General features: G+C 40.1%; 16 protein-coding genes. 3 read left to right on the top strand and 13 right to left on the bottom strand.

Annotated elements, in window-relative coordinates:
* Nucleotides 1-765: 765 nt before the first annotated feature.
* Together KSZ58_RS02380 and KSZ58_RS02375 are read right to left on the bottom strand one after the other, a co-directional pair.
* Complete coding sequence (locus KSZ58_RS02380; protein ID WP_008816279.1) at nucleotides 766-1464, bottom strand: LytTR family DNA-binding domain-containing protein; 699 nt, start codon at nucleotides 1462-1464, stop codon at nucleotides 766-768.
* 31 nt (nucleotides 1465-1495) lie between these two features.
* The gene (locus KSZ58_RS02375; protein WP_142419669.1) at nucleotides 1496-3097 is read right to left on the bottom strand and encodes a gamma-glutamyltransferase family protein; all 1602 of its coding nucleotides are present in this window, start codon (nucleotides 3095-3097) and stop codon (nucleotides 1496-1498) included.
* Nucleotides 3098-3240: 143 nt separating this feature from the next.
* On the opposite strand from KSZ58_RS02375, the gene KSZ58_RS02370 reads away from it, so the two are divergent.
* Together KSZ58_RS02370 and KSZ58_RS02365 are read left to right on the top strand one after the other, a co-directional pair.
* The gene (locus tag KSZ58_RS02370) at nucleotides 3241-3789 is read left to right on the top strand and encodes a chromate transporter (protein ID WP_008816277.1); all 549 of its coding nucleotides are present in this window, start codon (nucleotides 3241-3243) and stop codon (nucleotides 3787-3789) included.
* A complete protein-coding gene (locus tag KSZ58_RS02365) occupies nucleotides 3786-4343 on the top strand; it encodes a chromate transporter (RefSeq protein WP_008816276.1) in 558 nt (185 codons plus the stop codon). The genes KSZ58_RS02370 and KSZ58_RS02365 overlap by 4 nt, the downstream gene beginning before the upstream one ends.
* 455 nt (nucleotides 4344-4798) lie before the next feature.
* Here the strand turns inward: KSZ58_RS02365 and KSZ58_RS02360 are convergent, their stop codons facing one another.
* The 11 genes from KSZ58_RS02360 to KSZ58_RS02310 all read right to left on the bottom strand — a co-directional run bounded on the left by KSZ58_RS02360 (nucleotide 4799) and on the right by KSZ58_RS02310 (nucleotide 14070).
* Nucleotides 4799-6082 carry an ATP-binding protein gene (locus KSZ58_RS02360; protein ID WP_224727288.1) on the bottom strand — a complete coding sequence of 428 codons (1284 nt, stop codon included), beginning with the start codon at nucleotides 6080-6082 and terminating at the stop codon, nucleotides 4799-4801.
* A 281-nt stretch (nucleotides 6083-6363) separates the two neighbouring features.
* Nucleotides 6364-6657, bottom strand: a complete 294-nt coding sequence (locus KSZ58_RS02355) for a GHKL domain-containing protein (RefSeq protein ID WP_224727287.1) — start codon at nucleotides 6655-6657, stop codon at nucleotides 6364-6366.
* A complete protein-coding gene (locus KSZ58_RS02350; protein WP_217752602.1) occupies nucleotides 6611-8455 on the bottom strand; it encodes a recombinase family protein in 1845 nt (614 codons plus the stop codon). Before KSZ58_RS02350 ends, KSZ58_RS02355 begins: the two co-directional genes overlap by 47 nt.
* 22 nt (nucleotides 8456-8477) lie before the next feature.
* Entirely contained in the window at nucleotides 8478-8672 is a 195-nt protein-coding gene (locus KSZ58_RS02345) for a hypothetical protein (RefSeq protein WP_142419668.1), read from the bottom strand.
* Nucleotides 8673-8683: 11 nt separating this feature from the next.
* A complete protein-coding gene (locus tag KSZ58_RS02340; RefSeq protein ID WP_142419667.1) occupies nucleotides 8684-9541 on the bottom strand; it encodes a ParB/RepB/Spo0J family partition protein in 858 nt (285 codons plus the stop codon).
* Nucleotides 9538-10905, bottom strand: coding sequence for a relaxase/mobilization nuclease domain-containing protein (locus tag KSZ58_RS02335; RefSeq protein WP_142419666.1), 1368 nt, complete (start codon nucleotides 10903-10905; stop codon nucleotides 9538-9540). The genes KSZ58_RS02340 and KSZ58_RS02335 overlap by 4 nt, the downstream gene beginning before the upstream one ends.
* Nucleotides 10866-11207, bottom strand: coding sequence for a hypothetical protein (locus KSZ58_RS02330; RefSeq protein ID WP_142419665.1), 342 nt, complete (start codon nucleotides 11205-11207; stop codon nucleotides 10866-10868). The genes KSZ58_RS02335 and KSZ58_RS02330 overlap by 40 nt, the downstream gene beginning before the upstream one ends.
* Before the next feature lie 110 nt (nucleotides 11208-11317).
* Nucleotides 11318-11641 carry a hypothetical protein gene (locus KSZ58_RS02325; protein ID WP_142419664.1) on the bottom strand — a complete coding sequence of 108 codons (324 nt, stop codon included), beginning with the start codon at nucleotides 11639-11641 and terminating at the stop codon, nucleotides 11318-11320.
* Between the two features lie 89 nt (nucleotides 11642-11730).
* Complete coding sequence (locus KSZ58_RS02320) at nucleotides 11731-12018, bottom strand: hypothetical protein (protein WP_142419663.1); 288 nt, start codon at nucleotides 12016-12018, stop codon at nucleotides 11731-11733.
* The gene (locus tag KSZ58_RS02315; protein WP_217706352.1) at nucleotides 12015-12887 is read right to left on the bottom strand and encodes a ParM/StbA family protein; all 873 of its coding nucleotides are present in this window, start codon (nucleotides 12885-12887) and stop codon (nucleotides 12015-12017) included. Before KSZ58_RS02315 ends, KSZ58_RS02320 begins: the two co-directional genes overlap by 4 nt.
* A 280-nt stretch (nucleotides 12888-13167) precedes the next feature.
* Complete coding sequence (locus KSZ58_RS02310) at nucleotides 13168-14070, bottom strand: hypothetical protein (protein WP_217706351.1); 903 nt, start codon at nucleotides 14068-14070, stop codon at nucleotides 13168-13170.
* A gap of 188 nt (nucleotides 14071-14258) precedes the next feature.
* Here KSZ58_RS02310 and KSZ58_RS02305 point away from each other — a divergent pair, with 188 nt between their 5' ends.
* Nucleotides 14259-14546, top strand: coding sequence for a helix-turn-helix transcriptional regulator (locus KSZ58_RS02305; RefSeq protein WP_217752601.1), 288 nt, complete (start codon nucleotides 14259-14261; stop codon nucleotides 14544-14546).
* The last annotated feature ends 216 nt before the right edge of the window (nucleotides 14547-14762 follow it).

Here is a 14762-nt window from a genome sequence, read left to right as displayed (position 1 = left end):
GAATTTTCGGTATACTATTTGCATGAATGGCCTTTTTTTTTGTATTCAATGGTCTTGGTAATCCCTCCTGTTTTTCATAAAAACACACCATCTGTAATTTCTATTTATTCCATTCCATGGGATTTACGCAAAAAGCACCTATAGCAGGTACAGTGCTGTTATCTTACTGTCCTCTATAGATGCTATTTCAAACAATTTAATTCCAGGATATGTTATGAAATACATATTTGTATATGAAAATTAGTATAAGAAGGGATCTGATTATGATAAACACAATAATTGAAAAGACATACAATGCTTTCTTAAGTACATTTAATTGCTTCTGAAGCATAATTTGGTGGACCTCTTATACTGCTGTTATATTCACTACATTTGGAACTGTGTATACAATGTCCGCCGATAATCGGCAGTCAAGGAACTCATGTAATAGAAAAGAGTGCCTTGTATCATCATACGACATGGATATGAAAAAACACCGCTAACAAACAGACATGCAGAAAGGCCGGGGCTTTGCAGTTGTGATACATACATCATCATTATGGTTTTCATACTTGTTTTCATGGGACAGCCCCTCCTTTTTTTCGTATTTACAGTGTAGCACAAGCGGCTATAAAAACACAACAGGTATCCTCAAAATAGGAATTTTAAAATCACCTTTTTATTTAAGAGTAACCTGGCACCACTTATTCCAATCATAGTAATCACCTCATGTTCTTGTCAGCGATCCTTGCCGTGTTCATGATTTGAAAGTAAAAAATGACGGCATCATAGCTTTGTCGTCATTTGAAATAAAGCATCCATAATTTCGTTCTTACGCCGCCTGCTGATCTTCAGTACGCGATCAATACCCTTTACATGCAGTTCAAACCCGCGAATGGAGCGGATATATTCGATGTTCACAATATTGGCACGATTGATCTGAACGAAACGGCTGTTTAATTCATTCATCATGCGTTCCATGGAATACATGCGAAATATGTATTCACGATCCTTGGTATATGCATAGATGTCCTTAGAGAAATACTCCATATAAATGATATCCTTTTGTGCAAGCATCTCATAACCGCCATCAGTACGTATCTTAAAATCAGCGTTATCCTGTAAAAACTCAAAAGCATCCTGCAGCGTTCTCTTCAGCTTTTCATCTATTTTGGATTTCAGAACATAGCGGAATACGTTGATTCCAAATGCATCCTCCATACGATCTGCATAATTCGTTACATAGATCACCAGTGTCCGTTCATTGGCAATATACTTTGCCAGATGAATCCCATCCATGCCCGGCATTTCGATATCCAGCAGAAGTATGTCATATATATGTTTACTTCTCAAAAAATCATTTACATTATTATACGTATCGATGAAAAGCTGTTCCTCTAATCCAAAGGCCTCTATTTTATCACGAATCATATTTGTATAGCATGGTTCATCATCCAGTAATGCTATATGGTAAACAGTCTGCATATATATTCCCCTGTCTTTTCTTTTATTGCCATTACCAGCAGGCAATGCTGCTGTCGGTTCTTGACTCACTTCCTGCCATAAATGTTCCATTATCAAGCCGCACAATAATCTGCCCGCGTCCGAAGCCGGCAGTCTCCAAATCAACCTGAAGCTGATGACCGCGCTCCTGCAGCTTTCTTGCAATGTTGGTATCAAAGCTGTCCTCTATGATAAATTTTTTATCCTTCACCCACTGCCAGCGGGGTGCATCCAGTGCCTGCTGTGGATTCAGATGGAAATCTATCATATTCATAACCACCTGCACATGTCCCTGGGGCTGCATATAGCCTCCCATGACGCCGAATGGACCAACTGCGTTTCCATTCCTTGTAAGAAATCCGGGAATGATGGTATGGTAGGTACGCTTTCCGGGAACAAGAGCATTGACATGATTGGGATTCAAAGAGAAATCATGTCCGCGGTTTTGAAGGGCGATTCCTGTGTCCTTTACTACAACCCCACTGCCAAAGCCCATATAATTGCTTTGAATGAAGGATACCATATTTCCTTCGCTGTCTGCTGTACATAAATATACGGTACCGCTTTTCGGCGGCATGTGGACCGCAGGCTGTTTTGCAAAAGCTTCGATTTCCTGCGAACGCTCTCTGCCATAGGCTGCATGTAACAGGCTTTGTACCCCGGTTTTCATATATTTGGCATCTGTAATATGATGCAAGCCGTCTGCAAATGCCATTTTCATTGCTTCAAACTGATGATGAAACATTTCCTCATCACGCTGTGCAAACTGGAATTCCTTTAATATATTCAATGCCATCAATGCAACGATTCCCTGTCCGTTAGGCGGCAGCTCCCAAACATCATAGCCGTGATAATGTACTGAAACCGGATCCACCCATATTGCCTTATGCTGCTGCAGATCCTTTTTCCGCAGGTATCCGCCGTGTGCGATACTGTCTTCTTCTATACGCTGTGCAAGCTCTCCTTCATATAAGGCGGCTGCCTGTGTTTCCGCTATTTTCTCCAATGTTTTCGCATGATGCGGAAGCTTTACCAGCTGTCCTACCTCCGGTGCCATTCCCTGAAAGGTGAATGCCTGAAACCATTGTGCAAATACCGGATCATCCTTTTTATCCGTATAGCTTCTGACAGCCATCTTCCACATTCTGGAAAGCTCCGGCGGTACAGGATATCCGTCACGGGCATAGGTGATCGCAGGTGCGAGTACCTGTGCAAAGGGCAGCTTTCCAAACCGGCGGCTTAATTCCGCCCACGCCTTGGGTGCTCCCGGTACCGTTACCGGTGTCCATCCATGCTTCGGCATTTCCGTGATACCCTGTTCCTTCAGTTTTTCTATTGAAATTTCCATAGGTGCACAGCCTGAGCTGTTTAAACCGTACATGGCATCCTTGTACCACACAATGGCGAAGGCATCGGAACCGATACCGTTTGCTGTAGGCTCAACAACGGTAAGTGTTGCGGCTGTTGCAATCGCGGCATCAATGGCGTTGCCACCCTCTCGCATAATCTGCAATCCCGCTGCAGCAGCAAGATTGTTTCCGGTTGCAACAACACCGTTTGCGGCTACTGTGGGATAGCGGCCTCTGGTATAGGGCTGATGATATATATTGAACATAAGTAAACCTCCATATGTATTATTATATAGTGTAGCGCTTTCTCTTACAATCCCAAAACCAGGGGAAAATACCTCACAGTTCTTGTATTTATGTTTGTTTTTTGTATAATATGGGTATTCTTTATATGGAAATGAGGGTGTTTATGAAAATTTACTGGGAACTGTTTTCTGTCTTTATGCGGATCGGAGCCTTTACCTTTGGTGGAGGCTATGCCATGCTGCCGCTGATACAGAAGGAAATTGTGGATAAAAAGCATTGGGCCACAGAAGAGGAAATTATGGATTACTATGCGGTTGCGCAGTGTACACCGGGAATCATCATGGTGAACACGGCAACGTTTATCGGCTTTTATGAGAAAGGAATCCTTGGTGCTATTATCGCAACGCTGGGTGTTGTTACGCCAAGCATCATCATTATTCTGCTGATTGCCTCTGTGCTTACCACCTATTCCTCACTTGCTATGGTTCAGCATGCTTTAGCAGGTATCCGTGTCGCGGTTTGTGTTCTTGTTTTAAACGCTGTAGTCAAGCTCTGGAAAAGCGGCATTAAGGATACCTTCGGCATCTTGTTATTTGCCGTTGTCCTAGCCGCAATCACCTTTACAAGTGTATCAACCGTTCTTATTGTTATCATCGCCGCATTACTTGGTGTGATTGTCTGTGCACTTCGCCGCAGGGAGGTGAAGGAATGAATCTGGAGTTATTGCTGCTTGCCTTCTACGAATTTTTCAAAACCGGACTGTTTGCCCTTGGAGGTGGTCTGGCTACCATACCGTTTCTTACGGAAATGATGAATAAATATCACTGGTTTACTGCAGATATGCTGACCGACATGATTGCTGTGAGTGAATCAACACCAGGTGCAATCGGTATCAATATGGCAACCTACACCGGTTATCATATCAATGGTGTGCTGGGTGGTATTATTGCGACGCTTGGGCTTGTTGCGCCAAGCATCATCGTGATCTGTATCGTTGCGCAGTTTCTGAAGAAGTTTAAGGACAGTGAGCTGGTGAAATCCGTTTTCTACGGTATTCGTCCAGCAGTCACTGCACTCATCGCCTCTGCCGGTATAACGATTTTCATCGCTGCTTTATTTCAGGATAGTGAAAATTTCATGGAAATGGTCAAATGGCCGTGTATCCTGCTGTTGGCCGTTATCTTTTATTTATCGAATAAACGCAAATGGCATCCAATTTTATGCATTGCTGCTTCCGCCGCTGTGGGTATGCTGTTTCAGCTGTAGAATATATGGGAAGCTTCGCTCCCTATATTTGCAACAAATTATTTCATATTCAAAACGATTGAAAAACGTAAAATCGCTAATATTTTAATTTATATCAAAGAAAGTGAACTTATAGATTTCAACGATATTTTATCCATATTCATCAGAAAAAGAAGGGGTCTTTCGCATTGTGTGAAGCACCTCTTTTTTACTCTACTTCACCCATGTCTAATCTATCTCTGTTCCTTATTAACAGATAGATTTCCTATCATAAAAACGGAAGGATATCCAACAATAACGGTGATAGATATTGTCGGATAAGATATTTACACCGAAAATATCTTAAGCATTATAATCTCGAAATAGATTCTCCCTCATGATTTGTGTTAGCAGTAAAAGCTATATCTATCTTATATTCAAAAAGATTGAACTTTTAATCGTGCTAAGCTCAATCTTATATAGAATAATAAAGTTTATTAAAGAAACATCAGCATATATAACGGGTAATCCTCTATCCTTTCAGATATATTTAAATTTCTGATAGAAAAGCGTAATGCTCTTTTCGGCTCATACTTATCTATATACGCTTTTAGACTTCTTGCCCTTGTGTTCATGGAGCTTTTCACTTCAATCGGTACAATACCGCAATCCTGTTCAATAATAAAATCTATCTCTGAATGAGAAGACGGTTCAAAATAATGCAAACTGTATTTATTGAATGTCAGCATCTGCGCCACAATGTTTTCATAGATTGCTCCCTTATATACACCTAACTCATTCTTCAGAATATCCTGCATCACATTTTCTTTGAACTGAGAGAGTAATAAGCCAGTATCACTCATATATATCTTATATACAGAAGATTCCTTATAGGCCTCCATCGGTACATCGATACATTGCAGCCGGTAACAAAATGAAATAGTCCCGCTGTCTTTCAGCCACTGCAGGCTGTTTTCAAAATGCGCTGCCTGTCCTCCCTTTCTCACGAGCTTATATTGAAACTTCTTATTTTCTTTTGCAAGCTGCAGAGGAATGGAACGAAAACATTCATGTGTTCTTATTTTTTCTGATGCATCTGCGTATTTTGCCATATCCCGATAGTAGCCTTCTACTATTTGCTGCTGAATATTTCTTGTCTTTACAAAATCCCCGGTTTCCACAAAGGTTTTCACCGCTTCCGGCATACCCCCGGTTATTATGTAATTTCTGAAGTGCTTCATATATTCTTTATGAATACCTTCATTTACTCTTCTCTTTTCTGTATAACATTCCTTAAGGTAGGAAATATGTTCAGCTTTTAAGCCAACAGCATATAAAAATTCCATAAATCCCATTGGTTGCATTTCCATGGATTCCACATAGCCTACAGGATAGGAGGAAGTACGATTCACAGCTACTCCCAGCAGACTGCCGCTCAAAATGTAATCATAAGGTGTTTCTGTACTTAGAAATTTGATGGATGTCAACGCCTGGGGACACGCCTGTATTTCATCCAATATAACTAAAATTTCTTTAGCCTTCCAATCTGCTTCAGGGAAGAAAACCTGCAGATTCATCATGATTTCTTCCGGTTTCGATGTCTGTTCAAAAAAAGCTCTGATATCATCATCTCTTTCAAAGTTAATATATACATAAGATAGGTAGTGTTTTTTAGCAAAATTAAGTATGCTGTACGTCTTTCCCACCTGTCTTGATCCAGATATAAGTAAAGGTTTATGATTTTCCTGCTTTTTCCACTTTAAGAAATTTTCTTCTATCATTCGATACATAGCACCACTCCTATGATAGTAGTATACTACATTTGAATGCAAACGCCAACCCTGTGACATTTTTTTATGAACATAAAATCATAATTATTTTTATTTTTGTGTACATAAAATAATAAGTTTTTATGATTTTATGAAGATAAAACCATTTTCACCCTTGTTATCATTCTAACATAGCTGTTTATGATTATTAAGCTATCCTTCAACAATCTCTTAATAAGATGTCTTATCCCATCAACTGCAATAATCAGTTACCTTTTTTACCAGCTTCACTTTTACGATTCGATTGGCAATACAATTTCCACTGTAAATATTTTATGATTAACAGTTCTTGTAATAATGCCATTTTTCTCCTTCACCACTTCACAAACACGCTGAAAGCCGATTCCGTGCTTTTCTTTATCTTCTTTACTTGTAATAAGCTTCTGATTATCCATATGGATTTCTCCTATATTACAGCTATTTTCTATAATAAGCCTAACCCTGTCCGCTTTTTTTTTTGTTGAAAGCTTTATAAACCTTTTATTTTCTACGTATTTTTGAGCCTCTATAGCATTGGCAACACTCATCTGAATCACACAAAGACAATTTGGATGTGATAGTACCTGTTTCTCTCGTACCAGATATGTAACCGGTTGCCCGGAAGAACTCGTCATAGTCCTCTTTGGTGCAACCTTTAATAAAGATATGACAGCAACGCTCGTCGTTTTCATCGACTATATAAATACGCTCCACAAAGGATTGTATCAGCGTTACCAGTACATCCGGCTGTGCGTCCTTTGCGTATTTCTCAAAGGACAGCAGCCGTTCTTTGATTTCTTCAATATCTCTCACAGCATACATCTGACTTTGCCTGCTGTCTTCTAATTTTTGTAACAGTTTTTCCGTTTCAGAAAGCTCGTCCGTCAGCCCTTTTACATCATCTTGAATAAACCGTTTTAGATTATCGTCTGCTTCCCGCAGATTTTTCACCTGATTTGAAATAGCAGTTTCAAGCTGTGCTTTCTTTTTTCTTAGCTCGGTCAATTCCTGCTCGTTCTGAGAACTCTTAAAAATATCTGAAGCCTTCTGATTGAGTAATTTGACAAAGTATTCGCTGTCCTCATCGGATAGATTGGATAACTGTTTGACTACAAATTCATCAAGCAATACACCGTCAACAGCACGGAAAGTACATTCGCTCAAACGATAGCCGGGACAGACATATTTGAATCTCGGCTTGCCGTTTGTCCATCGATTTGATTCGGAGACAACTCGCAGGCGTTTTCCACAATGCGGACAGTATACTAGTCCTGCCAGCAGAGCATTAGTCTTTCGGTGCGGGCGGTTGTATTTTTCTGCGATGGAATCAAGCATATTTTGTGTATCAATCCATTGCTGACTCGGAATAAAGCCTTCGTGCCTGCCAACCGAGATAATCCATTCAGAAACAGGCTTTGCAGACATTAATTGCACAAATTTTGGAGAAATGAAGGTGCTGTCAGCGTCCTCAAACTTCTCTTGGTCGGTTTTGTTATAGGCGGATAAGCCGTGCTGACCGTCAAACTCTGACAGCTCAGCGCATACTCCGCCGCCGTTTTCGTAGAAATAGTTGTAAGCAATTTCATCAGCAACGCAGTAGACAGGATTTTTTAATAATAATCTTGTAGTGGAAGTGTTGAATTTGCTGCCGATCTTTGTGCGATAGCCAAGCTCATTCATCCAGTCTGCTGTTTTCTTAATAGAACGGGTTTCCGAAAATACAGCATAGAGTTTTTGTATCATTGCTTTTTCTTCGGGAATGCTCTCCAAATAACTGTAAGCTGATTTGTTTTTGCCGCTGCCAGTCTTTACACGCTTTACTGTGAAACCTGTGGGGGTATTTCCGCCAAGCCAGCGTCCGTCTTTAGCCAGCTCCATCATATTATCTGTGATACGCTCGGTCAGAGTATCACGCTCAAATTCCGCAACCACAGCAAAGATTTGAATGAATATTTTGGATACGCCGGAAGCGGTGTTGATATTGTTGGAGCAGATCAGCAAATCCACCTTGTGCTTTTCAAGAAAATCAAGCAAGCGTAAAAGGTCGCTGGTTTTTCTGCCGATACGGTCTAGCTTGTAGCAGACAATGGCACGGATTTTACCCATTTCAATATCGTGGAGCATACGCTGGAAATCAGGACGGTCGGAATAGTAACCGGAGAGTCCTTTATCCTCATATTCCATAAAATTATAATCGTCGTAAAGCTGAAGTTCTCTTTTGGCATATTCAGCGCATTGCTTAAACTGTACGCCGATACTGTCGCCTTTATTTGTAATGCGGGACTTTCGGGCGTAGATTGCTACGCTACGATTGTCCTCGTTATTTTGTTTTTGTTTTTTCATCATAGCTGCCCTCCTTACCGTCTGATTATACCGCTATCCCTGTAACCGTTTCTATTGTGCGGCCTCGTTTTTGAAGGTCGTATAGAAGTAAGCGTAAGGTTTCAACATCAAAGGCACGGATTTCCTGCTCAAGGTATTCCATTCTCTTGTTCTGGAAAGTGCGCAATGAATTTTCATAATCGTTTCCTCTGTGAATTACAGCGTTCATCTTAAAATCCATAGGCGAACCTCCTATCTTGAATCTCTGTCACGCAAGCGCTTTCGATGGTACGCTTCGCAGAGTTTTACAATGGTTTCTTCCATTTGAGTGGTAGTATAATCTTTTGGAAAATATTTTTGAATACGCTCAACAGGGATTTTTACACGCTCTTTCTGATTGGCTTTTTCTTCGCTCATAATGGCGGATAACTGTTCTTTCGTGAACAATCCCTGTATACTGAGAACCTTTAAACGCTGTGCCTGAGATAAATTAGGCGTACAATCGCTGTACTCCATTTCTGATAGCAGCATTGTCTGTTCTTCAGGTTGCAAATAGGAAAGTTCAACGGCGGGCGTAAAAGCAATTCTCCCTTCGTCAACCATATCTAAAATGGGCGGGATAAGATTAGTAAGACGAATATAGCGACGAACTTGATTTTTACTTTCATCTGCTTGTTGCCCTATGATTTCAGCGGTTTCCAACTTCCGCCCAACTTGGTCGGAAGTTAAATCTGTCCTTTTGCCTTGCCGTGATAGTGCTTCCATTTTCAGCTTGTAAGCGAAGGCTTTCTCCGATGGTAAAATATGTTCTCGGTGCAGATTGCTGTCTACCACTGCGATGGCAGCGGCGTCACGATCAAGGGGAACAATTAAGGCAGGGACTTCTTTTATCCCTGCCTTTACTGCTGCACGGAACCGTCTGTGTCCCGATACAATTTCATATTCATCTGCGGTGTTTTCTTTTGGTCGGACAATTAACGGAGACAAAATACCTTGCTCCTGAATACTCTCGATCAAAGCGTTCATTTCTTCGTTGTCCTGAACCTTAAAGGGATGTCCCTCAAAGGGGAAAAGTTTTTCTATTGCAATATTTTTCGGTGTGTTTTTCATCGTTCATAATTCCTTTCTCTGTTTTTGGCTTTTAATTGTATTTCCATAGCACGCTCGGTTTCAAGCAATTTCAAGATATGCGGATACCGCTCGGTGATGGATTGTGCGGTTTTGAGATCTTCACGCAAAGGTTTTAACTTTGCAGAGATTTTTCTTGCCGCCGCTTTGTTCTGTTCTTTTTCTTCTTCCGATTTCGGGCGGCGGATACGGTTATAAATTTTCTGCCTCTCCGACTTCAAGGTAGAAATATCTGTGGATTTTTTCTCGATAAATGAAACAAGCTCCTGTGCGGAATCGATTTGATTCTCACAAAGAAGTTTGTATTCCTTTAAGGTTTGATCTAATTTTCTGACTTCCTGCCGTAGTGCCGGGGATAGAGGTTTTGGGGATGACGGCTCTATATTGTTGCCTGTAATCAGTTTCCAAAGCTCAATAATCAATGCAAACGCAAGCTGTATCCCGTCCATACGCTGTGCTTTTTTAAATTCGTATTCAAGCTGTAACAGCGGTGCATACCGTTTTGGAATACGAATTGCGTAAAGAGTAATATTTTTCTGATTATCAATCAGCCTCTGCCGTATTTTCTCCTGCGTATATTGCTCACCCAAAGAATCAAGACGGACAGAGCGTTTCCAACCGGGAGCAATAATGGAGGGATGACGGTAATCGTTGTTTCGGGCGTAAGAGTAGCCGAGATTTTTCAGGTATAAATCAAAGCCCTTCCAGTTGGTTGTATTTGAAATTGCTTCATCAATATCTTGTTTCAGAATATCTCGGTGAGTTAAACCGTTGCTTTTGTGAATCCAATAATCTTTCTTTCGATTGCCTGTGAATTTACTCGGCGGCAATACGCTTTTTCCTCGCTCCAAGCAAACTGCGTCGGAAATCTCTCTCAGCTTGTAATGGTCGGAAATATGGTTTTCAAACTTCCGCCCGGTACGAAAAGATACCGAATTTACCACAATATGATTGTGAAGATTATCTGTGTTCAGGTGGGTGGTAACGACTATCTCATAATCCTTGCCCCACATACGCCTTGCAGTTTCCAGTCCGATTTGATGCGCTTCTTCGGGGGAGATTTCCCCACTACAAAAGCTTTGGTATCCGTGATAGGCAACATTCCCGCCGAGTTTGCCGTAACGACGCTTAGTAGCCATCATATATTCGTATGCTCTTTGTTTCGGACAGTTGATACCCGAAACATACATCGTTTGATCCGTCTTTTTATCATTCTCAACATAACGGAGTGCCGCATATAAATCTTCATCCAAGAATTTCTTGTCAGTGGTTTTGTCAGGGTTACGGGCATAGTCGATTACTTCTTTCAGCCTGTTTTTGACAGGCCAGAATCCGGTGGTCGCCATTTACGCATATCCTCCTTCCGTGGTAATAAAAGTTCCGAATGAATTTCATCAATCAGTGAAAGCAGTTTGTTTTCTGTTTCGGGCGTAAATCCCACTGTGTTGTCAAGCTGACACAATTTGTTATAGAAATCAAAAAAGACATCAGGAAGAACCGTTATCGGTTCATATCCCAATGCCCTTTGCACCAGATATTCACTAATAGATAAATTGCATTTTTCGGCAAATCGTTTGATTTTGTCTTTATCTTTTTGATTTACCCGAATGTCAATTCGGGCAAATTTTTCTTTCGGGTTTCTGTTCATAGATTTATCAGTCCTTTCAAAATAGGGTGTTAGGGACGTCAGTCCCTAAAGAGAAAATCGGCTAAACAGCCGATTTTGAGTTGGAACTTGCCGTACAAGTTCCCTGCTTGTTACAGCATAAGACACGATTGCTCTCCCTTGTTTCTCTCAACCTTTCTCAAATAAGAAATTCCGTTTTTTGCTCTCTCAAAAGTCAGCGTTAGCATTGCTCCTTCTTCAATCTCAGGGATACCGAGATACCCGGTGTTCTGCCAAGCGGAAGCCATAACTTTACTGCCGTCTTCAAAAGTGAAGTATGCAAGAATATTTCGTTTCTTGCCCCAACGCTTGCAATCAAGGCGTGCTTTAAATACGCCATCTCTCTCATTGGTCAGGTATTCATCAACACAAATACCTTTTTCTTCAAGTTGTCTTAATGATAAATAAGCTCTCATAATATAAATCCTCCTTAATTTTGATTTGATGCCAAAATGATGCCACAGTGAATTTCAGAGCGTAAAAAAGCGGCACCACTCTGATGTCGTCATTCACCGAGAAACATATCGAGGCAATACATAAGTTCGTTTTCTTCTTCGGACAGTGCTTCGGTGGGCTGTGCTGATTCCATCTGTATTACAGAAAGATTTTGCAAGCACTCACGAATAGTTTTTCGGATAACCTCTGTTATTTCTGTGTGTGGCTCATAAAATTGATTGATAGCAGTAATAACTGCCTTGTTTTTTGAATCTGCTGTATTTTTTAAATGCTCCCAAGCCTTGCGGTCAGCTTCGTTATCCAGGTTAAACCTAAGGCTCATTCGTTTGATACTCATAACGCACCGCCGTTTTTAATCAATTTCATTTCCAGCATTCGTTCATACCCTTTGGCAGTAGCACAAATATCATCGTTTACAGTAATACGGCTTTCGTCATATTCAGCAAAGTTACGGATCATACAACCGCCTCCTCCGACAATATACAGCTTCATCAGTTTTGAATCGTAGCCGTGTTCACGCAGTCTGCGGAAAAAACTTTCCACATACTCTTTTGCAGTATTGGTTATTGTTTTCAAATAGTCGCCGTCAATATCTGCTGCGCCGAAACGAAGCACACGGGTAATCATTTCTTCGGGCGGCTCTGCGTGATGAATTCTCATTAGATTCTCACGGATATGGAGCATACACTGGTGTGTTCCAAATTTCTCGGTAAAACAGCGGTGGGGGTTCGGTTTTTTATCATTGACGAACATAATATTCATCGTGCCGTTGCCAATATCGCAGAGCATATTTACACCTGAAAAATCGGATAAGTGATTGACAATAGCGGCAAATCCCTGTGGGTAAACATCTGCACCGACAATGCGGATATGATAATCCTTGCCTTTGAAATTAAAGTCAACTGTTTCGTTCTTCAGCAAATATCGTTTGAATTCTTCTCGCTGTTCGCTTACCCAAGTCAGCGGAAGCCCGGCGGCAATCAATACATCAGCAGAATAGATTTTTGCAATATTCAGTTCCCTTGCGACTGCCGCAAGCGTCAGAACATAATAGTCTTCATCCAGCATTTTATCTGCCGAAAACTCCTTATGTTCTGCGCCGATAAGATAATACTTGTTATTCCAAACAAGCAGATTGTCTTTGAAAATTGGTTCTTTATCATATACGGTCACACCTGCCTGAAAACAGCAGTTTTCCGTTTTCATATTTCCTTAGCCGTGGTCAATACCGATGATATATGTTTCTTTATATTTTTTCATTGTGATTGTCCTCCTTGATTTTAATGATTTCTTGTTTGCTTCCCGAAAAAACAGGGCAGACACCACTACTTATCATCAAACAGCTTTGGTGTCCGCATTGCATACATAGGGTGTTCTTAATTTTGATTTGCTGCGATTTTATCAGATTGTACTGCACCCCAAAGACCTCCTTTCTGCTTTTGCGCATAAAAAGAACACCTACCGATTTATACATCAATAGGTGTTGTCAGATAATTTTCTTATTGCTGAATCCCAAATCTTCACCGCTGAATTTTTCGTAAGCTAAGCCAATCTTTCGGATTCTTTTGTGAATAGCACTGTGCGTTTTGAAGCCTGATTCCTCTGCGATTTTTTCAAGTGTAACATCATCCATTCGCATTGTGAGTATTTTCCTGTCTGTTTCAGAAAGAGTGTCTAAAAACTCGTTGACTGCAATCGGTTCTAATACGGTACTCTCAACATTAACACTGTCATCAGGAATATCCCACTCCATTCCGTCTGTATTCTCTGCATACTTTTCTTTTATTTCATCAAGAGATTCAATGGATATTTTTGCACGGGTGTGATACCACTTGCGGTAAAAATCGATTTTTTGTCGGCTCTTTCGATAATCAAAATCTTCAAAGCAACGATATTCTTCCGCCACAGCAATGATCTCATTCATATTGTGTTTTGCCATTATTTTAGGAACGAGCCAAGTGAATGTTTCTGAGATTTCTTCTTCGGATATATATCCGAGATCTTCGTCTACATTGCTGCTTTTTAATATCTCCTGTGACTTAGGGATAATCCCTTCATCTTCCATTCCTTTAATCCAAATAGAAACTGCGTGCGCATATCTCCAAGACGGTTCATATCCTGAATAAATCTCCCTTTTTGTGCCAAGCCCCATAAAAGGCCACACCATAAAAGCGTAAGCGTCGATTATTACAAGCTTAAACAAATCACTTTCTATTATTTCTATGGCACGACGATCTTGAAGTAATTTTCTTGGATTTCTTGGAATACTGTTTATTTCTTTTCCGCACTTATCCAAAATGCTTTTGGGGATGAAATAAAACGCAGAAATATATTCTGCGTTGCGAAACGGCGTGATCTCACCGTTTTTTCTTTTTAATAATATCGGCATATTTTGTGCCTCCTTTCCAGAGAGTATACTCTCTATTTATTAAACGACATAGAAATCTCATTTTGTTCCTGGATTATAAAAATATTATAGCAAATAAATTTGATTTTGATAAGAACCTTGATTTAATTAGCAATATAATATATAATAACAGTATGTAAGCTAACTAACTTACAATGGAGGTGATAAAGGTGGATGATTTGAATTTGAAAACGGAAAATGCTGAATTTGGTCAATATTTGCGTTCCGTCCGACAAGCAAAAAAAATATCAATTCGTCAACTTGCAAAAGCGGTGAGTAAAACACCTACATATATCAGTGATATTGAAAAGAGTAATAATAAACCTCCCGAAAGAGAGTTATTAGATAGAATAATTGCAACATTGCATTTAGAAGAATTTCCAGACATAAGGAACAAGCTGTATGATTTAGCTGCAAAAGAAAGAAAAGATGTTCCAGCAGATATTAAAGAATTGTGATATTTCATAATAAATGATAAAGTGAACGATTAAAGGACTTTTGAGCGAAATAACCCGTAATAACCCGTAAAAACCTTTAATTAAGGGAGAAATTGATGTAATATACCGAAAAATAAGCGAAATTTTGCGAAATCATATTGCAACATGATTTTCGCACTTTTCCACCGAAAACGGAGAAATTCCAGTTTTTAAATTTTAGCCATTATATAACACTCT

Origin of the sequence: Erysipelatoclostridium sp. DFI.2.3, assembly GCF_019132535.1 — a bacterium.
Taxonomy (GTDB): Bacteria; Bacillota_I; Bacilli_A; order Erysipelotrichales; family Erysipelotrichaceae; genus Clostridium_AQ; species Clostridium_AQ innocuum.
Note: the sequence above shows the minus strand (reverse complement) of the source record. Positions and strands in the feature narration are given on the sequence as shown.